Origin of the sequence: Proteus sp. LHD240705, assembly GCF_047921555.1 — a bacterium.
Taxonomy (GTDB): Bacteria; Pseudomonadota; Gammaproteobacteria; order Enterobacterales; family Enterobacteriaceae; genus Proteus.
This window is the reverse complement of sequence record NZ_JBLRMI010000005.1, coordinates 170,627-197,271: the sequence shown is the minus strand read 5'-3', so window position 1 is coordinate 197,271 and position 26,645 is coordinate 170,627. Positions and strand designations below refer to the sequence as shown.

Below are 26,645 nucleotides of genomic sequence, written 5' to 3'. Positions count from 1 at the left end.
AAGGAAGAGTTATGGCTACCCCTCATATTAACGCAGAAATGGGCGATTTTGCTGATGTCGTTTTAATGCCGGGCGACCCGCTTCGTGCTAAATACATCGCTGAAACTTTTTTACAAGATGTCCGTCAAGTAAATAACGTTCGTGGTATGTTAGGTTTTACAGGTACGTATAAAGGCCGTAAGATTTCTGTTATGGGTCACGGTATGGGTATTCCTTCTTGCTCAATTTACGCAAAAGAATTAATTACTGATTTCGGCGTAAAAGTGATCATCCGTGTGGGCTCATGTGGTGCGGTATTACCAGACGTTGAACTACGTGACGTTGTTATCGGTATGGGTGCATGTACAGACTCTAAAGTTAACCGTCTACGTTTCAAAGACCAAGACTTTGCCGCTATTGCAGATTTTGAATTAGTTCAAAATGCAGTATCTGCAGCTAAAGCAAAAGATATTAAAGTTCGTGTTGGTAATATCTTCTCTGCTGATCTGTTCTACTCTCCAGATCCAGAAATGTTTGATGTTATGGAAAAATACGGCATCCTTGGTGTTGAAATGGAAGCTGCTGGTATCTATGGTGTTGCCGCTGAATATGGTGCAAGAGCACTAACTATCTGTACTGTCTCTGATCACATCAAAAAAGGGACACAAACTACAGCAGAAGAGCGTCAAACGACTTTTAACGAAATGATTGAAATTGCATTAGAATCTGTTCTGTTATTAGAAGACTAATCAATACATCTCGTTGCTTAATAATAGTAAAAACCCAATTCTTTGAATTGGGTTTTTTTATGTCTAATCAATAATATGGCAAATTAAGGCGCATAAATATAGGTTTCTAAATAAGGATCCATTTTAATTGAGTAATTTTTTAAATTATCCAGACTTGGTGTTAATGGCCCTTTGCACTCTTTTTTACTGATAATATTATTGTCTTTATAAACAATAACACCATTAAATTGCCATCCTCTACCTTCACCGTCGTAAACAACGTAGCTGTAGTTCCCATTCTTAAATCGAACATAAGTCGATGCCCCTGCAACAAACATCTGATGCCCGTAAAAGACATTATTATTGGGTTGTTGAGGTACTGGTAGTGTTATCTCTGTTTTAGCAAGTGTGCCATAACGATACACAGGGGGTTTTCCCTGTTCAGCGGATACACTGACATACTTACCATTTTCAAGTTGGCAGGTAAATTCTTCAGCATGGACACTTGCGGATAATAATACGAATACAGCAACAACAGCCATATGTGCTTTCATATTGTGTTCTCCGTTAATTACCTACTCTATTACTTTAAGTATCGGCAAAGAAAACAAAATATGTAGAGTAAATATTCTGATTATTTAGCCAAGTTACTAATTTTCATTTTAACCAATATTTGTTTTATTTCCAGAATAATCAACTGTGATAATTTCTTTGTTTATTTTTTCATTGAATGTTATCTGCCAAACCAGCCTTATCCAATATTTTATACCTAATAATAGTTAAAATTAGAATTAATTTGCTAATTATGAAAAATATCATAGTGATTTCTTTTGATTTTGTTCTTTTTAATTAAATTAAATGTAATTTTCACTGTGCCAATTGTAGAAATAACAGATTAATTCAATTAATTAAATTAAGAGTTCAGTAATATCAGTTGGTTAGCATTCTATTGTTATATTTTGATTATATTTCAAATAGTTAATAGTATTGCAGGTGATTATTTTTGTTTTTATCTTTATTTTCATTGTGATGTCAGTCACATAAGCATATAAATGAAATAATCACATCTGTAAATTTAACTTTCCGAAAATTTCTATTGTATTGATATTAAATAAAATATTTTGTTTTATGTGGTTGCCAGCAGAACCTATGCGATCGCATGAAGCACTAACTAATTTAATTAGAAAATGTATAGTATTGCTATGCAATCAATTTAAAATTTTGTCGGTTTCTATTTGGAGAATATAGTGAAAAATCAAGATTTATTAGGTCTATCTTCTGCTAACATTCTAAATGCGGAATTTGAGAAGAAATACCACGACGTTATTGCTCACTTTTTCAGCCGAGATCCGAAGTATTGGCCGATATTTCAGGATAAAACCATCCAATCGATTACACAGTTTAGAAAAACAACGACTAATGATAATGACCAATTACAGCGTTATTCTAATGGGCCACAATTACTTGAACGTTTAATGGCAGATACACAAATCCAACAAAACATTAATTACCCAGAAAACGATCCTAATGAATTACTGATGTTAGTTTCGACACTGTGTAAAAACTGGGAAAACCCACTCGCTGTTGAAAACGTTATTGCGATGCCAAGTGATCCAGGTGTTTATGGATCAATCTTAGGATTAATGGGCAATCCTAATATGGTGTATTGCGAATATTCAGGTGTTGCTGATGCGTTAGAAAAAGTGACGATCAAAAAAGTCGCAAAATTAGTGGGATACGATCCTGAAGTTGCCTCTGGTGTATTCACTCAAGGTGGCACCATGTGTAACTTATATGGTTATCTTTTTGGCTTACGCAAATCTATGCCAAATTCTAAACATTTAGGTATGGCAGCAGATCAAGACTATCGCATTATTAACTCTCAAGGTGGTCACTATTCAAACATGACCAACCTTGCACTATTAGGTGTTGATGTCGATAACAAAACGATCCGTATTAAAGTATCTGAAGATAATACGATTAATCTAGAACACTTAGAGCGTGAATTAAGAGCCTGCTTTACTGTTAAGTGTAAAGTGCCAACTATCATGTTAACCACAGGCACAACAGATACCTTTGGTGTCGATGATGTGAAAGGTGTTTGTGAATTACGTGACCGCTTATGTGAAGAATTTGAGATCCCTGTTAAGCCACATGTCCACGTTGATGCTGCCGTTGGTTGGCCGATTATTTTCTTCTTAGAATATGACTTTAGCGGTAACCCTCTAGCAATTAATGATGTCACTTTAGAAGGTTTACGCCAGAACGTTGAGAAATTCAAACATCTGAAATATGCCGACTCTATCACTATCGACTTCCACAAATGGGGATATGTACCTTACACCTCAAGCTTAGTACTAGTGAAAAATGGTAATGACTTCGTTGCACTGGAAAACGATCCTGAAAACTTCACCTATTTTGAGCACGAATTAGAAGGTCAAACCCACTTACAATCAACTATTGAATGTACACGTAGTGGTGTGGGTATTTTTGGTGCTTATTCTGCGATGCACTATATGGGCATTGAAGGTTACCAAACTATTATTGCCCACTGTTTGCAAAACGCGAACTATATGCGCCATCAGTTATTAGAGATGGGCAATGCAAAAGTGATCGTGCCACAAAACCAAGGGCCAAGTGTTGGCTTTAAATTGTATGATCCAAACTTAGTGAAAGATCCTAATGTTGCTTTTGATCTAGAGTTAACGTGCGCTACAGACAAAGAAGCGTATGATTTTATGGTTCACAATACTCAGTGGCATAGAAAACTTTTCTTACAGCGCGGTAGAGAAGGCTTATTTACTAACTGGGTTGATTCTATTGCTTGTTCTAAATATGCAAAAAATAACCGTTATATTTATCTTCCAGGTGAAAAAGCGGTATTTATGAACCCAAATACTGAACGCGCACATATTGATAATTTCATGAAGATTTTAACTGAAATGAGTCAAAATATGAGCTGGAAAAAGGCTGCAAAAATCTAATTAAATCCTTGTCTGATTAAATAAAACAAACTGTACTTTAGTAGAGGAAACTCATATTAAGGTACAGTTTTTGTTTTATATGATAATAGTTGCAGATTATCTGAGTTGGCTATCTTTACTACCACGGCGATTATATCCACTAAAGGCATTATTCTTTTTATCAATTACCTCTTGGCAATTTAAACAATAACGTACGCCAGGAACGGCTTTTTGCCGAGCCACAGAGATTGGCTCACCGCACTCATCACAAAACGCAGCGCTTTCGCCGTGTGTCATTTGATTGCGAGCTCTTGCAATTGCATCATCAATGGTGGCATCGATTTGCTCTTGAACAGCACTATCATTAGCCCATCCACTTGCCATCATATTCTCCTACTTTAACAGTGAATATAAACATTATTATTGGGGCTTTGGTGAAAAAATCAACAGAGAGAAAGGGGAAATGCGTCTTAGGATATTGCAAGAGAAATAAAAAACCCCTCATGCAGAGGGGTAAATTTTAGAGGCATAATACGTCGTTGTTATTGTTTTTGTTCTCTAATAAACAGAGAAATAATAAAGAAGAGGGCGACGAATACGATAATTAGGTTAAAGCCAACAGAAACATTATAGCTTTCTGAAACCTGACCGATTAATGAACCAGCTAAGGCTCCGCCCAATCCTGAAGCAACATAAATCAATCCCATCACAGAGCCACTTTTGCTGGTTAATTTTGTAGCAACCGCTGCGGCTGTTGGAAATAGAACAGATAATGCAAAACCAAACACCATAAATAGATAAACCACGTCTTGCACAAAAATACGGCTCACAATAATGGCTATCAGAGAAAACAGTGAGAACAGAATAAGCGTTTTGCGATCACCTAATGCAAGGTTAATAAAGCCACCAATAAAGCGACCGATGGTAAATAAGAAAGCAAAACTAGAAATAACATAAGCCGCTGTTTCTGCTTTTTGCGCATTGCTCATATTCCCAATATCCATAGAGGTATAGAAAATAGGGAAGAAGTTTAAGAACGCGGCTTCGGCGGCAACATATAAAGTGATAAATAAAATAACCAGTAACAGTGACTTTTGTGTCAGTAACTCTAAAAAGTCACTGAATTTCATATCGACTTGTGCGCTACTTTCTATTTTTAAGGTGCTTAATACTAAAATAATCACAGCAACAATAACGGCAACACCCACATAAAAGGTACGCCATGAAATAGAGTGTGAGAAGAGATATTGTAAAATAAGTGGGGTGACAATCATCCCTACACCAAACATGGCGTTAGAGACGTTAAACATCATCCCTGCTTTCTCTTTATAGAAAGTCGGAATAACCGTCACGATAGAGACAAGCATCGAGCCAATCCCTAAACCAATCACCAGATAAAAGCCAAAAAATAGCATCACATTGAAAGCAAGGCTGGTTCCTGTTAAACCGACAGCCATCATTAATGAGCCAATAAACATCATGACTTTTAACCCTTTCTTATCGGTAAAATAGCCCGTTAATAAACTGGCGACTAAAAAGCCGATTTGGAAAAAGGTAATTAATGAGCCTACTTGGCTCATATTTAATGAAATATCATGTTGAACCTGTTCGAGAATAAGCCCTTTTGTATTTTGAATGCCACCGAGTAAAAACATCGTGACAAACAGAAGGAAAAAAACTTTCCATTTTTGTTGTTTAGCCATAATTTGATCCTGATTTTCCACGGTGTATTATTTTTTAACTGTGTTGTTATAAGAGTTATTATTAGGTGTATTGTGTTCACCAATCGCATCAAATAATTCTTGCGTCGCCCATCCGTAGCAATAATAAAGCAGAGAATCACATGCACTTTCTTCTGCAGCAATAACCGCTTCAATTAATTGAGAGGCTGGTAAATTCCACATTTGAATACCGCTATAAATAAAGGTCTTTGGCTGTGAAAGCTGGCGAACTTTATTATTTTGTTCTGCAACAAAGTGAATAGGGAAGCCTTGCTGTTTAAAGGTTTCATATGAAATATCATAAGGTAGTTCAAATAAACGTTTAAACGCAGTAAATGCACGCTCTTGGCTTTCACTGTCATGAGCAAAATGATTAATTAACCCTTGAACATCTGCACCACCCCCTAATTTATGATAAGGGAAATGTTTGAGTGTTGAAGAATAACGCGTTAATTCATGATAGTTCTGACCTAAGATCCAACTGTAAGCGGGTGGCCACAAATCGAGCCATAACGTAATTCCACCTGCTGTTTGTTTTGCATCAGACAGTAATCTTTCAACCAATTGAGTCACACTTTGTTGGCGAAATAGTTGCCATGCTTTTAACAGAGGTTCTTCTTTTAATGCGGTAACAGGCGTTTCGAAATCCCCTTGTTTTAATGAATCAGCTAAAGCAGCAAGGCGATGTTTGATTTTATTAACGGGTAAACCTTGTTGCACCATTTTCTTTTCACAGTGAGGGCAAAAACAGGTAAATAACCCTGCTGGATTCACTTCTTTGCCTGCCCAATCAGGGAATCGAATTCGATCAATTAAAAAGGTGTCATAACCGTAGTTTTGTTTTAATGCTGTGAATGTCTTTTGCCAAAGTTGTGCAACATCGGGAGCGTTAGGGCAGAGCCAATGCGCTTGTGGACGGCCTTTAAAGTCCACTACTTGATTATGTTCTACATCCCCGATGAAGTCGCCATTAAGAATATTAGCCCATGGAATGACTTTATATTTTCCACCATCAGTGGCTTTTTTTATCGTCATTAGCGGATCTGCACCCGATAAAATTGTGGGATCAACACGTTGGCTTAGACGAGGAAAATCGGTATGAGTATTGATGTGTAATGTACCTGTTCCCATAACCACATTATGAATAGGGTTATGAGGCAGATCGCCAACAGGGTAAGGGTTACGTTCAAAAATCGTATTAATTTCGACAAATAAATGCTCAACATGCTTCATACCGTCAAGGCGTTGAAGAATAGCGGGCATGCCTTCGTCTAAAATATCATGTGGGTGAAGATGTATTCCTGCCATGAGTCGCTCCCATCTCGTTTAAAGACTTTTTTATTAGGGTTATCTCAATTGGATCTCGGGCATAAATTGAATTGATGGATAAACCGTAGCTAAGGCGAGAATAGCAATGCCATAAAGCGGGCCTTTTTCCCATAATTCAGAAAGCTCGATATTCACTTTGGTGTTAGCAAATAAATGTCTATCTAGATTTGCCTGAACACGCGGTAAAAAGGTGTCAGCAGAACGGGTGATCCCGCCTGTTAATACCACTTTTTCCAGATTTGCAATGGCGACTAAATTCATAATGCCGATAGCAAGATAATCTGCCATTTCCTCAACTAAGGATTGAGCAAGCGGATCACCTTGTTGTGAGGCTTGAATAATCTCAATCGCACTAAGATTTTCCCCTCGCAAGCTCGCCATTCGCTCACTTAAACCTGAGCCGGAGCAGAAACTCTCAAAGCACCCTTTATTGCGCCAATTACGAAAAAGATGATCACGAGCAAACATCATATAGCCGATTTCACCAGCCGCATTGTTTGCGCCGCGGATAACTTTTCCATCCATCAGCAAGGCGGAGCCTAATCCTGTGCCAATACCAATCAGTGCACAACTGTGTGTATGACGGCAGCGGCCTTTCCACATTTCACCCACAAGTGCTGCACGAATATCATTTTCGAGTACAACGGGTACATTGAGTTTTTCTGTAAGCTGTTGTGCTAAAGGTAAGTTATCCCATTGAGGTAAGTTAGGGGAGCCTTCTAGCACAACACCATTTTTGATATCGATGATCCCTGGTGTGGCGACACCGATAACATTGATCTTTTGACGGTCTACGCCGCTTTTTTCGATCACATTTTCAATACTTTGTGCAAATTGCGTAATAAAGTCATCACGGTCGTCAGTATCAAAGGTAGGTTCTTGATATTCATACAACAATTCGGCATCTAAGTTAAAAACCGCATAAGCTATCTTGGTTCCACCTAAGTCAATGCTGACACCTAAACTGTGTTGAGGATCGAAGTTAACTAAAATACCTTTTCTGCCTTGTCCGGCTGGCGAACTGACTCCGCTTTCATAAACGCTTTTTTCTTCAAGGAGATCGTTAATAATTTCAGACACCGTCGCTTTTGTAATTCCGCTAATTTTGGCTATCTGAGCCCGTGACAAAGGACCTTGATGACGAATGACATTTAATACAAGCGAGGCATTCATTTGCCGTAATGTATTGGGTACGTTCGGTGTCACGTTACTACTCCATTTGTTTAGAAACAAAACTAAAAGATGTTTTTTTTATATAAAATCGTCTGTGTTTGACAGTTATGCACCGTTTTATTTACTTTGTAAAGTATAAACCAACTAATTAGTTTAGAAACCATCCTAAATGAGTTTATGATCACAATTTGATGAGTTTGATTTGCACAATGTGATCCTCTAAAAAATCTTCAGTGTATATATTCACTGCACATATTCTTAACGCAATAAAACGGCTAGAATTAAATCCATATCTATTGAAATAAAGAGAACATTAGAATGAAAAAAGGAATGTTATTAAAGGGGATAATAGGAATGTTATTGTTATTCCCAGTGTATTCACAAGCGATAACGCTGAGTGCTTATCTTCAAGTTAAACAATTGCTTACTCAAGATAATCCTGCTAATAAACAATTAGAGTCCGTGACACAAGCTTATTTAAACGGTATTGCGAATGGATTGAATTTTTATGCTGTTGCTGTGAAAATTGAGAATCAAAATAACGATGATTTTCGTCCTCTTTATTGCCCACCGCCTAAAATAGAACAAAATGGAGATTTTATGGTTAAGCATATTGATGCTTATTTAGATAAAAATCCCATTGTTAAGCAGAAACAAAAAAATGCACCCATAGAATTGGTTTATATTCTTGCATTACAAGATGCTTATCCTTGCGATAAGTAGAAAGAAAAATAGCCACACTCCCTGTGGCTAAAATGATTTTGGTGTGCTCTTTTTCTTGTTATTTACTTCAGGTTGCCTCTCTCATAAGCCCCTTAATGGAAGATACTCAAGCCGTCGCTGCTTCAACTTGTTTTACAGGAACAAGATGACAACAATCGCTTTCACCGGTTTTCTCAAAAGTTGATAAACGGGTGATCAAGAGTGAATTCATGTCTGTTAATAATCCCTCTGTTTGCAGTTTTTGCATGATGCTTTCATCGCAGTCATTGTTATTTTGACGTTGATAAGCCACAGGTGTTACACCACGTAATACAGTTAATTGACCTGCAAGTGCGGGATTATCTGTTAATGCATATACGTTGTTGTTCGGCATAAAGCGTGACAATAAGGTCACTGATTTGCCATTTTCTGTTAATGCGGCAACACTTAAATGCTTGTCGTCATGGAATGCTGTGGTTGCCGCGGCTAATGCAATCCAACGACCTGTTTGTGAATAGTAAGACGGTGATTGCCATGGGTTTTCTGCGTTTGCTGCAAAAGAACGCTCAGCTCCCTCAGCGACTCGCGCCATTGCACTAACGGCTTCTACAGGGTATTTCCCTGCTGCTGTTTCCGCTGAAAGCATCACAGCATCCGTTCCATCACCTACGGCATTCGCAATATCCATCACTTCAGCACGCGTTGGCATTGGGCTTTCAATCATCGATTCCATCATTTGAGTTGCGGTAATAACAGGGCAACCTAATGCGCGACAACGTGCAATGAGTTGCTTTTGTGCGCCTGGTAAGCTGGCATCACCAATTTCTACTGCTAAATCACCGCGTGCCACCATAATGACATCAGATGCTTTAATGATGTCATCCATGTTTTCTTCACAAGAAACCACTTCTGCTCGTTCAACTTTAGCAACGATTTTGGCGTGACTCCCTGCTGCAATCACTAAGCCTCGTGCATATTCAATATCAGCACCATTACGTGGGAATGAAACGGCGATGTAATCTGCTTGAATAGCCGCTGCTGTGTGTATGTCCTGTTTATCTTTGTCTGTTAATGCAGGAGCAGATAAACCACCACCAAGTAAGTTAATGCCTTTACGGTTAGATAATTTGCCTCCAACAGTAACGACAGTCTCTATTTTATTATTATTGACGGCGCTGACTTGTAATTGAATATTGCCATCATCAAGTAACAGAATATTCCCTGGTGTGACTTCTTGAACAAGTTGTGGGTAGTCCAAACCAACTTGTTGTTCGTCGCCTAATGTGCTGTCTAAATCTGCATTTAGAATAAAGCTATCGCCTTGTTTTAATTGAACTGAATCATTTTTAAAGTTAGCGATACGAATTTTCGGGCCTTGCAGGTCAGCTAAGATCCCGATAAATACACGATGTTTTTCTGCGACCTGACGGATAGTTGCGGCTGTGGCCTGATGCTGTTCGCGAGTGCCGTGTGAAAAGTTTAAACGAAATACGTTAGCACCCGCCATAATCAGCTTTTCAATCATCTGTTCTGAACAGCTAGCTGGGCCAAGAGTCGCAACAATTTTTGTCTTACGCATAATGACATTCTCTTTTTAAAGAGGGATACCCAAAGGTATCCCTTGATGACAACTTAATTAATTCATTAATCCATGGTAACTTTTTTCGCATTCCAGACTAGCGTCGCTAAAATCATGGAAACGATGGCAGAACCAATCCAGAAATACTGTACTGTGGTGAAGTCGTAGTGAGTGATATCGCCAACTTGTGTGACTTTAATCAGTGATGCTGAAATCAGTTCTTGAGCCGATGCTGCAATGTAAGCGAACAGTCCGATAAAGCCTTTTACTGCACCTACTGCGTTTTTCGGCATCAGGTCACAAGCGGTTAAACCTGCTAAGAACACAACCAGACCTCCCATTGCAAAACCAACCATACTTAATGCAACAGCATCCATAACACGGCTTTGTGGACCCCAGAACATCAGTGCAAAACCAGCGATGTTGGCGATACCATAAATTAGAGTTGGAATATGACGGTTAGCGTTAAACAGTTTGTCTGAAGCCATACCCGCTAAGATTGCGCCGAAGAAACCCGCGATTGGGTAAGTCGACATGGCGAAACCCGCATCAATCAGTGAGTAGCCTTTTGAACCTTGTAGGTAAAGAACGGCCCATGAACTGATTGCATAACGAGAGATATACATAGCCGCACATGCTGCTGCGATGATCCACACTGTTGGTTGTTTTAATACGAATAACTGAGCGCGACGTGTTTCTTTAGGATCACTTGATTTAACGGCTTCTGATTCTTCGCCATATGCGGTTGCTGGATCAGGTAAGCCATAAGTACGAGGACGATCTTTCAAAATCATCAGCAAGATGATGCCCGCAGCAATACCTGCGATACCTGCACCGATAAAACCTGCACGCCAGCCGAAGAAGCTCACTATGGTTGCCGTTAAGATCCACGTAATTGCTTCACCGATATTACGCGAGCCACCCCAGATGGAATAAACTGTACCGCGCTGTTTTGGCGAGAACCATTGGAAGATAGAGACACAAGAAGGTGCCGAACCGACAGATTGGAACCAGCCGTTAATACCCCATAATAGGATAAAGAACAGGCTCGCCGTTGACATTCCCATGAAGATACAAACAAAGGATGAGGCAATCAACGAGATGGACATAAAGCGTCCAATATTGGCATAATCTGACAAGAAGCCGTTAGAGAACTTACCAAAAGCGTAGGTAAAGAAGAACGCAGAACCCATTAAACCGAGTTCAGCGGTGGTTACGATACCTGCATCCAGCATAGGTTTTTTCACCACACCGAGTGCCATACGAACCACATAGAACATGGCATAACCAAGAACAAGACCAAAGAAGACCTGCCATTGGTGCTTTTTATATATTGCGCGGATCTTTTCACTTGACGCTTCTATTAGCGGCAGATCCTTTCTGGTTTTAAAGAAACTTAGCATAGAGATGACTCCGAATATTATTCATGTCTGAAGCTGATTTTGGTTTTCAGAGCTGATGCTATTCATTTAGGTCATCTTGGTGCAAAAGAGGGAATTTGAGTCATCGATGACACATTCTGCTGAATCGGTGAGTCAAATTTGTAACATCGCTATTAGGCGTTGGTTTAAAAATGAGTGAAGATATCGTCGTATCATTGTTAGAAATGAGTCATTAAGGACTCATTAGCCCAAAATAATAAATATTGCTAAATATCAGAAGTTTGAAGTTCGACACATTTTTATGTTTATTCAAAACAAAACCAGGGGTATGTCCATGAGAATAAAAATAACACTGAGCCTCGTCTGTTTACTGTTTAGTTGGCTGTTTATCACACCGGTGCGTAGTGATGAGCAGCCACTTGTTATACTGACGACACTTTCAGATACACCAATGCGACCACTTACAGAGGCTTTTAGCGCTCGTTATCCAGATACTAAGGTGCAAGTGGTTTATCGTCGCGTCGCGATTGCAACACGGATGATGAAACAATATCCCACACAGCCAGTTGATATTGTGATGTCGTCATCGGCTAATTTTTTCCATCATCTAGATAGAGAAGGGCTACTAGCTCGATTACCCGTAAATTACGAAACGCCAAAATGGTTAACGCGCCATAGTGATATCTTAAACGATAAGATAACCACGGTTGGTTATTCCGGTATTGGGATTATGAGTAATACGCAATACCTACAAAAACTCGGTATTCCTGCACCTAAAAGTTGGGTTGATTTAAGTGATCCTATTTACCAAGGGCACTTAACCATGACCACTCCAGCGAACTCTGGCACGATGCAATTAATGGTGGAAAATGTGCTACAAGAGTACGGCTGGGAGCGTGGATGGCAGATCTTACTCGAAACCAGTGGTAATCTTTCCTCGATTTCGGCACGTAGTTCCCGTGTCAGTGATGCTATCGCCAGAGGCATTGTAGGGGCAGGCCCAATTATCGATAACTACGCTTTTAATCATCAGAAACGCTTTGATTTTGTCGAATTTAGCTATTTTGATAAGTCGATTATTTTACCGGCTTATGTTGCTATTGTTGCCGAAAGCAGTAAAAGAGACACCGCAGCTAAATTTATTGCCTTTCTTTTATCGGATGAAGGACAAGAGATCATCTATAAAAGTGATATGGCAAAGATCCCATTAAGCAAAGAGATTTTACGTAATAACGATGAACTTGCTAATAACACGGAATTTATTTTAAACAGCAATGAGGCGTATCGCCGTAGTGAAGTCGTTAATGCGTTATTTGATCAAATGATCACTCATAATTTTCCTTTAATGCGCCAAGTTTGGAATGATATCCACGAAGCAGAAAGACAGGAAAATAAAACGCCAGAACGTATTTCTGCGATCAGTAAAGCGCGAAAAATAGCAAGTTCAGTGCTTATTAGCGAAAAAGAGGCTAATTCACCGACATTACAAGCGTTATTTATGAAAGAAGCCGATCAGCGAGAATACTCTGATCAAGCATTAGCTGTGCTGTATCAATGGCGCACATTAGAAGCTGAAAGGCTTGAACAAGCACTGGTTTTATTGAAAGAGACAAAATCACCCTAACCGCCTTGTGGTTCAAATATACAGCAGGAAGCGCTGTTTTTATGAAAGGTATTACGGATGAAATTATTAGTGCCTAAACAATTTGGCAAACTAGGTAGACGCCTGTATATGGCGTTTATCTTTAGTTCTTTACTCACCTTATTGATTGGTGTGGTTATCTTTTTTATGTGGGGAAAACTGGCGACACAAATTAATGCGTCAGTGGGAGAGTCTCTACCGATGTTAACCACCAGCTATACCATGGAGCGTTATAGCACCAATTTACAGATGCTATTAAAAGAGCGAGAACAGACTCAACGAAAATCGATTTCAGAGCAACAACAGCAGGAAATTCATCAGTTATTAGATAATTTGCGTGAGTTTCCTATTGAGCAAAAGCCACAGCGTGATTTTTATACTCAACTTGTTGATGAGTTATCGGAGCTTATTAATCAACAAGATGTATTATTGGATAAACGACGTGAATTAGAAAACCGCCTTGCACAATTATTAGGGCAATTGGCGTGGATGCATGACGCCGTTGGTGAAGACATTAAACCACTCCTTAATGAAATTGAGTGGCATGTCAGCCAAATGATCAATGAAAAAAATGTACAGGAAAACAGCCTACAACTCCTATTGGAATCAACCTTATTACAAGAGTTGTTTACGACAGAAAATGAATTAATCAGCTTGGTTGAAGAAATTGCACATCAACGTTATAGCCGTGATATTGATGTCGCTTTCCACTATATCAGCGTCAAAATTGATGAAATTATTGCCTTAAATCAGAAACTAAAAAGTTATCCATCGACTATTGCCCATCGTCAGGTATTACAAGAGATTATTGCGATCACCCGTTATGACGGTGATATCTATCAAACACTGATTGATGATGTGGAAAACGAGAAAAAGCTCAAAGCATTAACTCCTGAATTAAATGAAAAATTATCACAATTTGATAATGCCGTCAGAGGTAATGTTTTTGCTACAAGTGAAGCGCTAAATAAGCTTAATGATAATACCCGCAAACTAATGGCAACAGGGAAAATCGTTATTGTAGTCATCATTATTGCATCACTATTGCTGAGTATTATTGTGATGAAAATCTTGATTGATAGAAGACTTATCGCAAGATTGAATAAACTAAGTGATGACTTAGCGCATGTAGCCAAAGGTCATTTAACCGAGCCTGTACTGATTGAAGGACAAGATGAAATTGGCCTGTTAAGTCGCCGGCTTCGTCGATTTTGGCGTCAAATGAAAGAAGTTGAAACCAGCAATGCGTTAAATCTTATTAATAATACCGATGCAAGTTTAATTACCTGTCACCACGATGGCAGAATAGAAACGGTAAACCCAAGTGCAGCAACACTATTAGGTACAGGAAAAGAACAAAATAATAAGCCACTTTGGTTACTGTTTAGTGGTGAGGCGAGCACCATGCTTAAAGCGCAATTTAGTTCAAGTGGTCAGCTTTACTTATTAGGGCAGAGTGAATGTACTATCAGGATGGTAAAAGAAGGTGAGCCTCATTTCTTACAATTTAATATTCGAGAATATCCTCATAAAGATGAACATAAATATATTGTGACGATCACGGATATTACGCGCCAAGAGCTAAGCAGATTAGAGCTTCAACGGCTGGTGGCATTAAAAACACAAGATTTGCAGGATAAAAACCAGCAATTAAATGAAGAGATATTGCGCCGAGAACAGGCACAGAAACATTTAATTCAGACACAAGAAGAGTTAGTACAAGCAGCTAAAATGGCAGTTGTAGGGCAGGCGATGACAAGCCTTGCACATGAGCTTAATCAGCCACTCTCTGCAATTAACACCTATCTATACAGTGCAAAACTGACTATGCAGATGGAAAAATACGATCAATTACCTGATTCTATCGAACGCATTGAAAAGCTGTGCGCACGAATGAATCGAATAATTACTGCATTGCGTAATTTTTCACGTAAATCTTCGTCTGAAATTAGCTTTGTTTCAGCGCCATTAAAAGAGCTGGTAGATAGTGCGATGGTGCTGGTGGAGTCCCGTTCTAAACGAGAGCAGTGCATTATTACGAATAATATTCCTGATGAATTAACCATTTGTGCAGACCCGACACAAATTGAGCAAGTCTTGGTTAATTTGTTTGTTAATGCAATGGATGCTATTGCGGGTGTTGGTGAAAGCCAAATCACAATTGATCTTTTATCTGTTGATCCTAAACGAAAATTAGTGGCGATCGCGGACAGTGGAAAAGGATTCAATTCAGATGTTTTACCAAAACTATTTACCCCATTTACAACCACAAAAGATGTGGGGCTTGGGTTAGGGTTATCCATTTGCCGTTCAATTATGCAACGGTTTGGTTATGAAATTTACTTGGCCTCTACATTAAATGGTGGCGCCATGGTTGTTTTGGAGTTTACAGATGACACAATCACACATGCCTGATATCGACGTTTTATTAATTGATGACGATGAAGATATTCTTGAATCTTATCGCCATTTACTCAATCTTGCGGGAATGGTTGCTAGAGTAACCGACTCACCAGAAAAAGCATTAAGCCTTTTAACACCAGAATGGCAGGGTGCTGTTGTACTTGATATCTATATGCCAGCAATGAATGGCATGGAAGTATTAGAGCGCATTAAACAAATTGACTTTCGTATCCCCGTTATCATGATCACAGGACATGGCGATATACCGTTAGCAGTAGAAGCGGTAAAAAAAGGCGCTTATGATTTTATTGAAAAACCGATTAATCCACCTGTTTTCTTAGAGTTAGTGGCGAAGGCACACAAAGAGCGTCAATCCATTCTTTCGCTTAGGAATGCGGTAATAAGTACCACACAAGAGCGATTAGTGGGAGACAGTGCGCAAATCACCGCGATTAGAGAGCAAGTACAACAAATTGCCGATATTGATAAAGATTTAATGATAGAAGGGGAAATGGGAACAGGGCGTCATCTTCTTGCTCAGCTATTGCATGAATTAAGCCCGCATAGTGATAAAGCTATCCAAACAGTCGATTGCCAAAATTTATCGGATATCAAACAGGTTATTGCTCAAATTGAAGCGGATGAAGTAGGAACGCTGATTTTACGTTCTCCATATGATTTATCATCTGAGGCACAACGCTGGTTAAGTTCTTATCTATTAGATATGGAACGCCAAGGAAAGCGCCACTTTAGAACGATTGCGATTTTAGAAAATAATACACAGCAACTGGTAACAGAAGGACGATTAATCCCTGAATTCTATTACTATTTTTCACAAATCACTTTTTCACTGCCTCCGTTAAGTGCCAGACGCCCAGACATTATTCCGTTATTTAGGGCTTTCTTACGACAAAGTGCACAGAGGCTCGGTATTGCGGTACCGAAAATTGATCGTAATTATCTCGATATTTTAAAGCGTTACGATTGGCCGGGTAATATTCGTGAGTTACGAAATGTTGCTGAATTATATGCGGTAGGCATTGTGAAAATGGTTGATAGTGAACAACATCGCGCCATTATTCCACCTGAAGGCCCTTTGGATAATCTTGTGGATGAATATGAGCGTCGATTAATCGAAGATGCGTTATATTTATTTGCGGGACGTGTTAGTGATGTGGCGGATTATTTGGGTATTCCACGTAAAAAGCTGTATTTACGAATGAAAAAACATGATCTCGATAAAGATAGCTATAAACCAAAAGTTTGATTTACCCACTATTCAATAACAAAGAAGCGCCATACTGGCGCTCTTTCACAGTTTTCTTTTGTTGTTATTATATTTAATATTTTATATTAAGTTTATTTTGCCTTTTATTTTACCTGTAATCGTAAAAAGATAGAATTTATCATTTTTTATATTTTAATAGGTCTTGTTGTGGATAAAAACTCTGTTATTTTTTTATTCAATATTTACACCTTTTGCGTGTCAAAATAGTGAGCTGTTTTAAATTTATTTTTCTTAAAATCTTATTAATAGCTAAATATAAAAATTGGGTGTCTTTATTTGACGTTAATAATGGTATTTTTTATATAACAGTTACGAGATATTATTGTTATTGCTCCATAATTGACTATATTAAAAAGAATGCTCTTTAAAGGAGTATCATATTTAATTTGTATTTATAATTTATTTTTAATTCTTGTTGAGAACAAATTAACGATATTTAAATATGTTGTCATAATTAGATTATCTTATTTCTAATTAAATTAAAGAATATAATATAATTTCTCAATTGAGATGAATCCTAAGTGTTTTTGTATATATGCTGGCTTTATCGTGTCAGCAAGATATTATTTTCTATATTTTGATATTTTTTCGTTATAAAAAACTTATTATTTTTATTTGTTTGGTTTTTATATTCATTTTACTTGCTATGAGTGTTAATGATGGCGGCTTTATTTTTTATTAAGTAATAATATCTAATCTATATGTAATTTTAGTTTAAAATACTTTAATTGCTCATCTAAAGAATTGTTTCATTTGATAACTATCCTCTTATTATACTAATAATATCATTTTTTGACTTTTGACTTAATTTACGCCTTTTGCGAGTATTTCATTGCAAAACAAGTAAAGAAATATTATTTAAATTGTTTCTTTTCTTTAATTTCTTACTCTTACTTTCTGATTAAAATTTATTAATTATTTATATGTCAAATTAAGATGTTTTTATTAATTAAGAAACTTAATTTCTAAAATATTTAAAAATGACGTTTAAAAAGTTAATAAGGTTAACTTATTCCGTAAATTAATTTGAATATGAATGCATAAAGGACACATTCGTAGAATATCCCCTATTTTGGTTTTATATGGATCTGTGAAGTTTAAAGAAGTTTAAATTGTAGAAGGGCGATGTATTTATTATTTATCGCTTATTTAGTCAGAAGCCAAGAAATATCACTATCTTTATTGTATATAAAGGAAATTTTATGAAATTTACTAAATTAGCTTTAGGTGTTGCGTTATCTTTAGTTGTTGCTGCTCCTAGCTTTGCAGCAGATCCAGCGGAAAGCCGTGAAGGTAAAGTGCGTTTTACTGGCTTTATCAATGATGTTCCTTGTTCAATCGATGATAAAAGTTTAGATCAAACTGTTAAGTTTGGTGAAATCGCATTGCATGAACTGACTAGCAATAAATTCCGTTCAGATAGCGAAAACTTCGATATTATTCTGAAAAACTGCTCAACTGAAACTTACAAAACTGCAAAAGTATCATTCACTGGTGCAACCGTAAGTGGTTTTGACGGTTATACTGGCGAATTACTGGGCTTAGGTGGCAAAGTACAAAATGCAGGTATCGTTATCACTGACCGTGGTAATAATCCAATTACTTTTGGTCAAGGTTTCCCAGTAGCAGGTCACGCTTTAAATAATGGTGACGGCTCTCTCACAACATTGCAGTTCTCAGCTTACGTGAAAGGTAATGAAGCTGTTGATAAGAAAGCAACAACGGGTTCTTTCGACACAGTAGCTAACTTCAAAGTTATCTACGAATAATTGTTGTTTTTTTTATAAGATGTGTGGCGCTTAGGCGCCATGCATCTCATCAATATTGTCTTCTGTTAATAATGCTGAGGATGGCATAGCAAAATGAAAAGCATGAAAATAAATACGATCACAAAAGTAATGCTTTTATTCTTTGTTCCTTTTTCGTTGCCTATTTTTGCAGAAGAAGCTGTAGATTTTAATACCGATTTCTTAACAGACAAAGGTATTGAAAATACTGACTTTACTAAATTCTCTTACGCAAATTATATTCAACCAGGCACTCATTTACTGGCAACTGACGTTAATAAACAAAGAGTAAGAAACGAAGAGCCTATTTTATTTTTTTCCCCAGATTACAACGCAGAGTTATCTATTCCTTGTATCACCCCAGAGGTTTACCCCATTTTAGGTTTAAAATCTGAATGGGAAAAAAAAGTCACTTGGTTAACAACGAATAATACCCAGTGTCTTGATTTCCGCTCCGTGCCAAATATGAATGCTGTGGGTGATCTCTACACCGGTATTTTAAGTATCAGCATTCCTCAAGCCTTTATGGAATATCAAGATCCAAGTTGGGATCCGCCATCACGTTGGGATGATGGTATTGCGGGATCCTTTCTTGATTACAATATGAGTAATCGCCTTATTCGATATGAAAACAACGATAAAAGGACCGAAACGGGAACCAATATTAGTGGTGTAATGGGCATTAATATGGGCGCTTGGCGTTTTCGTTCAGATTGGCAAGCCTCTGGCGGTAATTTAAATAGCAACGATAAATCATGGCGTTGGAACCAGCTTTATATTTTCCGAGCTATTCGATCTTTAGGTGCAAAATTAACGTTAGGTGAACAATATCTCTCATCAGAGCTTTTTGATAGCTTCCGTTATCTTGGTGCTTCATTAGAAAGTGATAACGCGATGATCCCGCCTCGTTTACAGGGCTATGCACCTGAAATTGCGGGAGTTGCAAGAACGAACGCCACGGTTATTGTGCGTCAAGATGGTCGTATTGTTTATCAAAATGAAGTAAGTCCAGGGCCGTTTCGAATTCAAGACGTCAACACATTTGGGGGCGGTACCTTAGATGTTTCTATTGAAGAACAAGATGGTTCTGTTCAAACATTTAAAGTAGAAACCTCGCGTTTAGGTACACTGACAAGACCTGGCCAGTTTTTATATAAGCTGGTGATGGGTAAGCCAACTAAAAATGAACATGACACTGAAGGTCCTGCATTTTCATTAGGCTCCTTTTCATGGGGGGCAGCGAATAACACCACGATTTATGGCGGATTATTAGCCTCAACTGAATATCAAAATATTGCTTTAGGTCTAGGGCAAGACTTAGCGCCATTTGGGGTGCTTTCTTTTAATATTTCGGCTTCGCGTGCTGAGATGGGCAGTAATTTTGATGATAAGACACTATCTGGTACTTCTTATAACGTTACCTATTCGAAACAATTTGATCAAATAAATAGCCAGATTACGTTTGCGGGTTATCGCTTCTCTCAACGAGACTATTTAAGTATGACTCAATTTTTAGATGGTCGTTATCGTGGGCTTCATATTGACAGTGGTAAAGAGCTTTATACCGCCATCTTTGGTACAGCTTTCCCTGATTACAATATCAATACGTATTTAAACTATTCTCGCCAAACCTATTGGAATCGATCTTCAACTGATAACTACAGTTTTACGGTTTCTAGTTATTTTGATTGGGCTAATTTTAAAAATTTATCCATTAACTTATCCGCGTATAAAGTGGAATCTAGCCATAATAATGATGAAGGGGTTTATGTGTCATTAGGTGTACCGCTAGAGCGTAATGATGCCAATATTAGTTATTCGGGATCATTTAATCGCCATAATACGAGTAATTCTGTTAACTATTATGAGCGACTGAATGAAAGAAGTACCTATAACTTATCTGCGGGTACGTGGGATAGCGATAAAGTGAATCTGTCAGGTTTCTATAATTACGACGGTAATTTAGCAAAACTGACGACAAGTGGAACTTATACCCAAAATAATCAAAGCGCTTTATCGATGCAATTAATAGGTGGGATAACGCTAACCCCAGAAGGGGGAGCATTGCACCGAGTCACTTCAATGGGAAATTCACGCATATTGGTTGATACCAATAATGTTGAAGATATTCCGATTAAAACAGGTTTAACACCAATTGAAACTAACCGTCACGGTAAAGCAGTTTTAATGGGTGTGCAAAACTATTCTCGTAGCCATATTACGATTGATATCAATAATCTTCCTGAAAATGCTGATGCTGTTCAATCATCCCAATACGCTACCTTGACAGAAGGGGCGATCGGTTACCGTAAATTTAACGTGATTGAAGGTGAGAAAGTCTTAGCGGTGATCACGATGCCTGATAAGAAACATCCTCCTTTTGGCGCCAGTGTTTATAACAAAGATAAATTAGAAGTCGGCATTATTTCAGATGATGGTTTTGTTTATTTATCAGGTGTAAAAGCAGGTGAAACATTAGATCTTGCTTGGAATGGCGAAACTTGCCAATTCCAATTACCTCAAGTGCTAGAAAATAATTTAAGCAACATGTTGTTGCTTCCTTGTAAGTAATTAAATTTAAGTCAACGGTGAATGAAATGAAATATATCAATACAAAAACATTGGGCGCTATCGTTATACTTTGCCTTTTTTCTCAATCCGCTTATTCCGCTATCGCATTAGATAGAACTCGTGTTTTATATAATGAAGGTGAGCGCTCAGTCAGTATGGTTTTAGAAAATGAAAATGAATCTAAACCTTATTTAGCACAGTCTTGGCTTGAGAATAGTAAAGATGAAAAAATCAATTCTCCTTTTGTGGTAACACCGCCAGTTCAGCGTATCGAAGCCGGTAGTAAAAGCCAAATTAAAATACAGGCATTACCAGCAACAAATATGTTGCCCACAGACAGAGAAAGTATTTATTACCTTAATGTTCGTGAAATTCCACCTCGTAGTGATTCTCCTAATGTTTTACAGATTGCATTGCAGACAAAAATTAAAGTGTTTTATCGACCAAAAAGCATTGTTGCACCAAGCCGTTTAGAGGCTAATCCAATGGAAAAAGACATTGTGATTGAAAAACAAAGTGACCATTACAATGTGAAAAATCCGTCGCCTTATTACTTAACCATTACCAAAGTCAGAAAGAACAATACGGAAGTAAAAGACTTTGAAGCGGTGATGATTGAACCTTTTGGTCAACGTTCACTGGGAACAAAAGTGGGTGATTTAGGTACGACACCTACCCTTGAATATCTCAATGATTTTGGTGGGCTGGTTGACTTAACATTCCAATGTCGTGGAGATATTTGTTCAGCAAATATCAAAGATAAGAAGGCGTAATATTATGCTTATATTCCGAGGTGTAATACTTTTTCTTTGTATGAGTTTTCTCGCTCCTTCTGTATGGGCTGTTTCTGGCTTTTTAAGAGTGACTGTGAGCGGGAGTGTGGAGTCACGCCCTTGCAAGATTAACGATGGTAAACCTATTGAAGTGAACTTTAATGATGTGATGACCACAAGAATAGAAAACGAAAATTATAAACAAAAAATGGATTACACCTTGGATTGTAAAACAACAGGTGACCCAAGTATGTCACTGAAATTTACTGGTGACGGCGCTGGGTTTGATACGCGTTATTTAAAAACAAGCGTGACAGATTTAGGGGTGTTATTTAAAACCGCTGACACCAATGTTTATATGACAGAGCCGTTTAAGTTTAACTATCAAACTCGACCTGAGCTTTATGCTGTACTCGTGAAAAAAAGTGGCGCCGCGCTACCAACTGGCTCCTTTACGGCGACTGCAACTATGCAGGTTTATTACAACTAACGGAGGAATAAACAGTATGCGTTATTATCCATTCCTCACGATGTTATTTTTATTTTCAATATCATCTTCACCTAGTCTAGCGAAAGATAATGAGACACAGGTGCTGATTAAAGGTAATTTATTAACGCCACCACCTTGCAAAGTGAATGACGGTAATATGATTGAGGTGAATTTTGGTCCTGTGGCGATAAAAACAATTAAAGGCTATGACCAAAAAAGAGAAATTAATTACCAAATTACCTGTGAAGAAAATTTAAATAACTGGAATATGTATTTATCAATTGATGGTAATAAAAGTAGCTTCGATCCTAATGGGCTGAGAACCAATATTAATGAGTTAACCGTAAAATTTATGATGGGTGATTCCATTATTGATTTAAATAAAAAGTATTCGGTTAATTTAAATAACCCTGAAAAAATTTGGGCAGTATTGGTGAAAAAAGAAAATAGTGAACTGGTACCAGGTAATTTTACCGCGGGTGGCACCTTGTTTGTGGAGTACCAATAATGAATAAATCAATGTTATCTGGTTGTATTATTGGTGGTTGTTTATTGTTTTCATCTTCTATCTTTGCGGCTGAAAATCTTAATATCTTTGGTTCATTAATTATCGCACCTTGCAAAGTTCTACCTGAACACTCTCAGGTTGATGTGGTATTTGATGAAATTCGCTTAGATGATATTTATAAAAGTTATTTTGAATTCGAGAAAAAGGATTTCAAAATTACTTTATCAGAGTGCGATATCTCTATTGCCAAGCAAGTGAAAATAAAATTTGAAGGGGCAACTCATAATGAACTTGCCGGATTATTAGCATTAGACGATAACGCTAATAATCCTGATTTAGGAATACAAATTACGACTAAAGAAGGAGTCCCTATTAAATTAGGGGATTACACTAGCTTATATAATATTCCTAATAATGGCATTTTTGAGCTTAATTTTATTGCTTATTTGCAAGCGACAGCAAAAGCGATCGCAGATAAATCAATTAAGCCGGGGCATTTTTCTGCTACTGCCGTGTTTTCTTTGAAATATGAGTAAAAGATAATGAAAAAAATACAGCAAATTTTAAAGTTATTAATTGTACTATGCAGTTTTTCTCTATTTAGTGTACAAGCAGGTTATTTTACTTATATTACTAAATCAGGTCCTTCTCCAGAAATTAAAGGTAATATTCGTTATGACTATGTGTTGGAATATTGGACGGAAATGGGATTTACGCCAAACCCTTGTAAAAGTTTAGGTTTGAGTGGTCGGTGTTATATTCAATTAAACCACTTCCACTCAAAACCTGATAAAGGAGGAACGGGTACTGAGCATCGAGCGAGATGGCGGTGTGATGTAGATTTACAACATTTAAGCTCTATGGCTGAAATACGCGATGTGGCTGTTAATCAATGCGGGTTGACTTTCCCTTATGTGAATTATAGTACTCATGCTGGATCTGTTACTGTTGATGAATGTATTGCTTTTTTTATGACGAGTAGTGCAACGGGAGGAAGTGGAAGAATGGTACCTGGTGGCGTATGTGGTATTGCTCCACCGCCTGAAGGTAAATGTGCATTTGTTTCTAATAATCTTACTATTTCACATGGTGTACTTGATGTGACACAAGTTGATGGTAATGAGGCGGAAGAACAATTTGCGCTCACTTGTAATGAAACTATGCCAGTAAAAATTACCAGTTCGATGGAAGATCATTTTTTAAACTTAAAACCAGATGGTAGCATCCGCTCTTTTTTAACGTTAAATGGTTCACCTGCATCAATTGGTACACAAGTTAACGCAATAATGAATGAATACACCTATGTAAGAGTGAAGTCAAAACTTCAAACTAATGGCACTCCTTCATTAGGTAACTTTAGTGGTGCTACGACATTGGTATTATCAATACCTTAATAAAATTAGAAGAGTCAATAATGACCTAGATTTGATAGCGTTTTTCGTTGACTTACCCGCACATTATTGTGCGGGTTTTTTTATGTGGTTAATTTGAAAAGCGGTTTATAACATTATCGGTTCGATAACTAATTCGCTCTTATTGGTATCTAATTTTAACTTTTGGGATTCAGTGACTTTTAATAGTGCGGAACCTAAATTGACTAACATCGGTAAGCGCATTTCAGCCGCGATAATGGCGCTGTGAGAGAGACTATCACCTTTTGCTAAAGCAATACCGACCAATTGACTATCAACTAATTGAATTAATGTGGAAGGGAAAAGCTCTTTTGCGACCAAAATAGCGGGTTGTGAAGGGGTAAAGCTTGGGCGAGTTTTATCTTGTAAATGGTAAAGCACTTGATTACGTAGATCACGAAGATCGAGTTCACGCGCGCGTAAATAGGGATCGGTAAGTGCGCAATACATCTGTGTTCTTTCTTGCATTTCATCCGACCAACTTTGCTGGGCACTGATCTTCTCTGTTTTGATGCGATCTATCACGCTTGTTATTAACTCATCATCATCTAACATCATGATATGACCGTTAAAAATAGCACCAATATGCTCACCTAATTTTTGGCTAGCTTTATTGGCACTCTGTTTTAGTGCTTTTAGCGTACTCTTTATTGCAAAATTAAGTTTGCCAATTTGAGCATCAATATCAATCGGTTCTGATAAGTTTTCGACGGGTGAGAGCTCTATTTCATGCCAAACAAAAGCAGGTGCTTTAATTTGAGATACAGGGGCTAAAATACCGTTTAATGTTATGGTATTAGAATCAGAAGGTAGCTCTTCACCAAAGCCATTTCGGGCAAGTTCAAGAAAAGCCGCAATCGCCTCATTTTCTTGTTCACCAGAGGCAATTAGCGTTATCTCATCGCCTTGGCGAATTTGTATTAATGAAAGCTGATTTAAACTGAGAGGATTAATACGTCTATCCCCTTTAACTAATTGATAATCAGCTTGAAAAGTAGAAAGCACCTCAACTAAAGTTGCCGCCGGTCTTACGTGTAAACCATGAGGATTACGAACTACCCAACTTGCCTCTTTACCATGAATTTTGACAGGGGCATTAATATCATTTTTAGGTTGAACGAAATTTTCACCAAGTTGGATTTTCTTTGGATATAAAGAATTTGAAGCTTCTTCAATCACTTTTTCTAGTGATGCCCCTGAAGATGCCGCTACAACTGCTGCAAGTGTACCTTCAACTAAAGGTGCTGAGCAGAGAGTGACTTTCTCAGCTAGCTCGGGATCAAGTAACTCAATCGCAGTTTCTGCACTTAAGATTGCACTGCCTAAATCCATCATCACAACAATAGATTGTGCTTGTGAAAGCGATTCTATCGCCGTCATAATTTTAACGGCATCAGTACCAATCGCATGTTCTTCATCGTTGATACCTGCGGCAACCGCAAGTTGGCAATGAGTCGGATTAAGCATCTGACTGGCAAGTTCTGCCACACCATCAGCGAGATGTTTACTATGAGAAACAATAACAATATTTATCATGGTAGACCTTTATTGGTTGCTTGTATTGGTTGCTTGGTCAGTTATGCATTAATACTATTAGCAAGGGCTTGTATCATCAGTACCACAGAAGCACTGCCAGGATCTTTATGTCCGATACTGCGCTCACCTAAGTAACTTGCTCGCCCTTTTCGAGCTTGCATCGCAATGGTGTTTTCAGCGGCTTTTTCAGCGACAACTTGTGCTTGAGAGAGGGCTTCTTTGATAGAAAGGTTTTGTTCATTAGCGTGTTTTAATGACTCAACCACAGGCCACCAAACATCACACATGGTTTTGTCATTTGGCTCTGCTTTTCCTCGGCTTACAATGCCTTCTACACCTTCTGTTACCATTTCAACAAGTTGATTTAGTTCTAGGTTTTGCAATGAAGCTGTAGGTTTGGCTGCACGAATAAAGAAGGTACCAAATAAAGGACCACTTGCACCGCCAATATTTGAAAGCAATGTCATGCCCGTAGTTTTGAGGATAGTGCCAATATCTTGTCCTGCAAACTCAGGTAGTTTTTCCTGCACTTTTCTAAAGCCACGGTTCATATTTAAACCGTGGTCAGCATCACCAATTTCACGATCTAAATCCGTTAAATAATCACTATTTTGTTCAAACAGTAGTGCACATTGTTGTAACCAAAGAATAATTTGAGCGTGAGTTAAAGCCATTTTGT

22 protein-coding genes are annotated in these 26,645 nt (G+C 37.9%); 13 read left to right on the top strand and 9 right to left on the bottom strand.

The features are described 5' to 3' along the window. The first annotated feature begins 11 nt into the window (after nt 1–11). Nucleotides 12–728 (top strand): purine-nucleoside phosphorylase, encoded by a 717-nt coding sequence (gene deoD / locus ACNART_RS11755; RefSeq protein WP_100158856.1) that lies wholly within the window; start codon nt 12–14, stop codon nt 726–728. An 83-nt stretch (nt 729–811) separates the two neighbouring features. Here the strand turns inward: deoD and ACNART_RS11750 are convergent, their stop codons facing one another. Continuing rightward, nucleotides 812–1,261 carry a hypothetical protein gene (locus ACNART_RS11750; RefSeq protein WP_196532848.1) on the bottom strand — a complete coding sequence of 150 codons (450 nt, stop codon included), beginning with the start codon at nt 1,259–1,261 and terminating at the stop codon, nt 812–814. Between the two features lie 693 nt (nt 1,262–1,954). Between ACNART_RS11750 and ACNART_RS11745 the strand changes: the two genes are divergently transcribed. After that, on the top strand, nt 1,955–3,691 hold the full coding sequence (locus tag ACNART_RS11745) for a pyridoxal phosphate-dependent decarboxylase family protein (protein ID WP_198620710.1): 1,737 nt from the start codon (nt 1,955–1,957) through the stop codon (nt 3,689–3,691). 96 nt (nt 3,692–3,787) lie between these two features. On the opposite strand, the gene ACNART_RS11740 is transcribed toward ACNART_RS11745, so the two are convergent. The 4 genes from ACNART_RS11740 to ACNART_RS11725 all read right to left on the bottom strand — a co-directional run bounded on the left by ACNART_RS11740 (nt 3,788) and on the right by ACNART_RS11725 (nt 7,926). Then, nucleotides 3,788–4,054, bottom strand: a complete 267-nt coding sequence (locus tag ACNART_RS11740) for a DksA/TraR family C4-type zinc finger protein (RefSeq protein WP_198620711.1) — start codon at nt 4,052–4,054, stop codon at nt 3,788–3,790. Nucleotides 4,055–4,212: 158 nt separating this feature from the next. Beyond that, nucleotides 4,213–5,373: an MFS transporter gene (locus tag ACNART_RS11735; RefSeq protein ID WP_099660231.1), complete on the bottom strand. Its 1,161-nt coding sequence runs from the start codon at nt 5,371–5,373 to the stop codon at nt 4,213–4,215. Nucleotides 5,374–5,400: 27 nt separating this feature from the next. After that, the gene (locus tag ACNART_RS11730; RefSeq protein WP_198632379.1) at nt 5,401–6,699 is read right to left on the bottom strand and encodes a hypothetical protein; all 1,299 of its coding nucleotides are present in this window, start codon (nt 6,697–6,699) and stop codon (nt 5,401–5,403) included. A gap of 39 nt (nt 6,700–6,738) precedes the next feature. Then, entirely contained in the window at nt 6,739–7,926 is a 1,188-nt protein-coding gene (locus tag ACNART_RS11725) for an ROK family transcriptional regulator (RefSeq protein WP_311747760.1), read from the bottom strand. Between the two features lie 285 nt (nt 7,927–8,211). Here ACNART_RS11725 and ACNART_RS11720 point away from each other — a divergent pair, with 285 nt between their 5' ends. Then, nucleotides 8,212–8,616: a Rap1a/Tai family immunity protein gene (locus ACNART_RS11720; RefSeq protein WP_198620714.1), complete on the top strand. Its 405-nt coding sequence runs from the start codon at nt 8,212–8,214 to the stop codon at nt 8,614–8,616. A gap of 106 nt (nt 8,617–8,722) precedes the next feature. Here ACNART_RS11720 and pyk read toward each other — a convergent pair whose 3' ends face one another. Both pyk and ACNART_RS11710 read right to left on the bottom strand, forming a co-directional pair. Next, nucleotides 8,723–10,174, bottom strand: a complete 1,452-nt coding sequence (pyk, locus tag ACNART_RS11715) for a pyruvate kinase (protein WP_198620715.1) — start codon at nt 10,172–10,174, stop codon at nt 8,723–8,725. A gap of 65 nt (nt 10,175–10,239) precedes the next feature. Then, nucleotides 10,240–11,577 (bottom strand): MFS transporter, encoded by a 1,338-nt coding sequence (locus tag ACNART_RS11710; RefSeq protein ID WP_109372976.1) that lies wholly within the window; start codon nt 11,575–11,577, stop codon nt 10,240–10,242. Between the two features lie 313 nt (nt 11,578–11,890). Here ACNART_RS11710 and ACNART_RS11705 point away from each other — a divergent pair, with 313 nt between their 5' ends. From ACNART_RS11705 to ACNART_RS11660, 10 genes are all read left to right on the top strand, one after another. Next, nucleotides 11,891–13,180 carry an ABC transporter substrate-binding protein gene (locus ACNART_RS11705; RefSeq protein ID WP_109372977.1) on the top strand — a complete coding sequence of 430 codons (1,290 nt, stop codon included), beginning with the start codon at nt 11,891–11,893 and terminating at the stop codon, nt 13,178–13,180. Nucleotides 13,181–13,237: 57 nt separating this feature from the next. Continuing rightward, nucleotides 13,238–15,613 carry an ATP-binding protein gene (locus ACNART_RS11700; RefSeq protein WP_198620716.1) on the top strand — a complete coding sequence of 792 codons (2,376 nt, stop codon included), beginning with the start codon at nt 13,238–13,240 and terminating at the stop codon, nt 15,611–15,613. Next, nucleotides 15,591–16,868, top strand: a complete 1,278-nt coding sequence (locus tag ACNART_RS11695; RefSeq protein ID WP_368927806.1) for a sigma-54-dependent transcriptional regulator — start codon at nt 15,591–15,593, stop codon at nt 16,866–16,868. Before ACNART_RS11700 ends, ACNART_RS11695 begins: the two co-directional genes overlap by 23 nt. A 1,223-nt stretch (nt 16,869–18,091) precedes the next feature. Beyond that, nucleotides 18,092–18,658 carry a fimbrial protein gene (locus ACNART_RS11690; RefSeq protein WP_109372980.1) on the top strand — a complete coding sequence of 189 codons (567 nt, stop codon included), beginning with the start codon at nt 18,092–18,094 and terminating at the stop codon, nt 18,656–18,658. A 93-nt stretch (nt 18,659–18,751) separates the two neighbouring features. Further along, on the top strand, nt 18,752–21,247 hold the full coding sequence (locus ACNART_RS11685) for a fimbria/pilus outer membrane usher protein (protein WP_368927805.1): 2,496 nt from the start codon (nt 18,752–18,754) through the stop codon (nt 21,245–21,247). 26 nt (nt 21,248–21,273) lie between these two features. Then, a complete protein-coding gene (locus tag ACNART_RS11680; RefSeq protein WP_368927804.1) occupies nt 21,274–22,020 on the top strand; it encodes a molecular chaperone in 747 nt (248 codons plus the stop codon). Nucleotides 22,021–22,024: 4 nt separating this feature from the next. After that, nucleotides 22,025–22,510, top strand: coding sequence for a fimbrial protein (locus tag ACNART_RS11675; RefSeq protein WP_109372983.1), 486 nt, complete (start codon nt 22,025–22,027; stop codon nt 22,508–22,510). A gap of 16 nt (nt 22,511–22,526) precedes the next feature. Further along, the gene (locus tag ACNART_RS11670) at nt 22,527–23,018 is read left to right on the top strand and encodes a fimbrial protein (RefSeq protein ID WP_109372984.1); all 492 of its coding nucleotides are present in this window, start codon (nt 22,527–22,529) and stop codon (nt 23,016–23,018) included. Next, entirely contained in the window at nt 23,018–23,554 is a 537-nt protein-coding gene (locus ACNART_RS11665) for a fimbrial protein (RefSeq protein ID WP_349442872.1), read from the top strand. Before ACNART_RS11670 ends, ACNART_RS11665 begins: the two co-directional genes overlap by 1 nt. 6 nt (nt 23,555–23,560) lie before the next feature. Continuing rightward, nucleotides 23,561–24,412, top strand: a complete 852-nt coding sequence (locus ACNART_RS11660; protein ID WP_198620722.1) for a hypothetical protein — start codon at nt 23,561–23,563, stop codon at nt 24,410–24,412. 105 nt (nt 24,413–24,517) lie between these two features. Here the strand turns inward: ACNART_RS11660 and dhaM are convergent, their stop codons facing one another. Together dhaM and dhaL are read right to left on the bottom strand one after the other, a co-directional pair. Continuing rightward, a complete protein-coding gene (dhaM, locus tag ACNART_RS11655) occupies nt 24,518–25,966 on the bottom strand; it encodes a dihydroxyacetone kinase phosphoryl donor subunit DhaM (protein ID WP_198620723.1) in 1,449 nt (482 codons plus the stop codon). A gap of 41 nt (nt 25,967–26,007) precedes the next feature. Beyond that, nucleotides 26,008–26,640, bottom strand: a complete 633-nt coding sequence (gene dhaL / locus ACNART_RS11650; protein WP_198620724.1) for a dihydroxyacetone kinase subunit DhaL — start codon at nt 26,638–26,640, stop codon at nt 26,008–26,010. Nucleotides 26,641–26,645: the final 5 nt, after the last annotated feature.

Coding starts and splice junctions, on each gene's coding strand:
- deoD (WP_100158856.1), top strand. CDS start 12: ATGGCTACCCCTCATATTAACGCAGAAATGGGCGATTTTGCTGATGTC.
- ACNART_RS11750 (WP_196532848.1), bottom strand. CDS start 1,261: ATGAAAGCACATATGGCTGTTGTTGCTGTATTCGTATTATTATCCGCA.
- ACNART_RS11740 (WP_198620711.1), bottom strand. CDS start 4,054: ATGGCAAGTGGATGGGCTAATGATAGTGCTGTTCAAGAGCAAATCGAT.
- ACNART_RS11735 (WP_099660231.1), bottom strand. CDS start 5,373: ATGGCTAAACAACAAAAATGGAAAGTTTTTTTCCTTCTGTTTGTCACG.
- ACNART_RS11730 (WP_198632379.1), bottom strand. CDS start 6,699: ATGGCAGGAATACATCTTCACCCACATGATATTTTAGACGAAGGCATG.
- ACNART_RS11720 (WP_198620714.1), top strand. CDS start 8,212: ATGAAAAAAGGAATGTTATTAAAGGGGATAATAGGAATGTTATTGTTA.
- pyk (WP_198620715.1), bottom strand. CDS start 10,174: ATGCGTAAGACAAAAATTGTTGCGACTCTTGGCCCAGCTAGCTGTTCA.
- ACNART_RS11710 (WP_109372976.1), bottom strand. CDS start 11,577: ATGCTAAGTTTCTTTAAAACCAGAAAGGATCTGCCGCTAATAGAAGCG.
- ACNART_RS11705 (WP_109372977.1), top strand. CDS start 11,891: ATGAGAATAAAAATAACACTGAGCCTCGTCTGTTTACTGTTTAGTTGG.
- ACNART_RS11700 (WP_198620716.1), top strand. CDS start 13,238: ATGAAATTATTAGTGCCTAAACAATTTGGCAAACTAGGTAGACGCCTG.
- ACNART_RS11695 (WP_368927806.1), top strand. CDS start 15,591: ATGACACAATCACACATGCCTGATATCGACGTTTTATTAATTGATGAC.
- ACNART_RS11690 (WP_109372980.1), top strand. CDS start 18,092: ATGAAATTTACTAAATTAGCTTTAGGTGTTGCGTTATCTTTAGTTGTT.
- ACNART_RS11685 (WP_368927805.1), top strand. CDS start 18,752: ATGAAAAGCATGAAAATAAATACGATCACAAAAGTAATGCTTTTATTC.
- ACNART_RS11680 (WP_368927804.1), top strand. CDS start 21,274: ATGAAATATATCAATACAAAAACATTGGGCGCTATCGTTATACTTTGC.
- ACNART_RS11675 (WP_109372983.1), top strand. CDS start 22,025: ATGCTTATATTCCGAGGTGTAATACTTTTTCTTTGTATGAGTTTTCTC.
- ACNART_RS11670 (WP_109372984.1), top strand. CDS start 22,527: ATGCGTTATTATCCATTCCTCACGATGTTATTTTTATTTTCAATATCA.
- ACNART_RS11665 (WP_349442872.1), top strand. CDS start 23,018: ATGAATAAATCAATGTTATCTGGTTGTATTATTGGTGGTTGTTTATTG.
- ACNART_RS11660 (WP_198620722.1), top strand. CDS start 23,561: ATGAAAAAAATACAGCAAATTTTAAAGTTATTAATTGTACTATGCAGT.
- dhaM (WP_198620723.1), bottom strand. CDS start 25,966: ATGATAAATATTGTTATTGTTTCTCATAGTAAACATCTCGCTGATGGT.
- dhaL (WP_198620724.1), bottom strand. CDS start 26,640: ATGGCTTTAACTCACGCTCAAATTATTCTTTGGTTACAACAATGTGCA.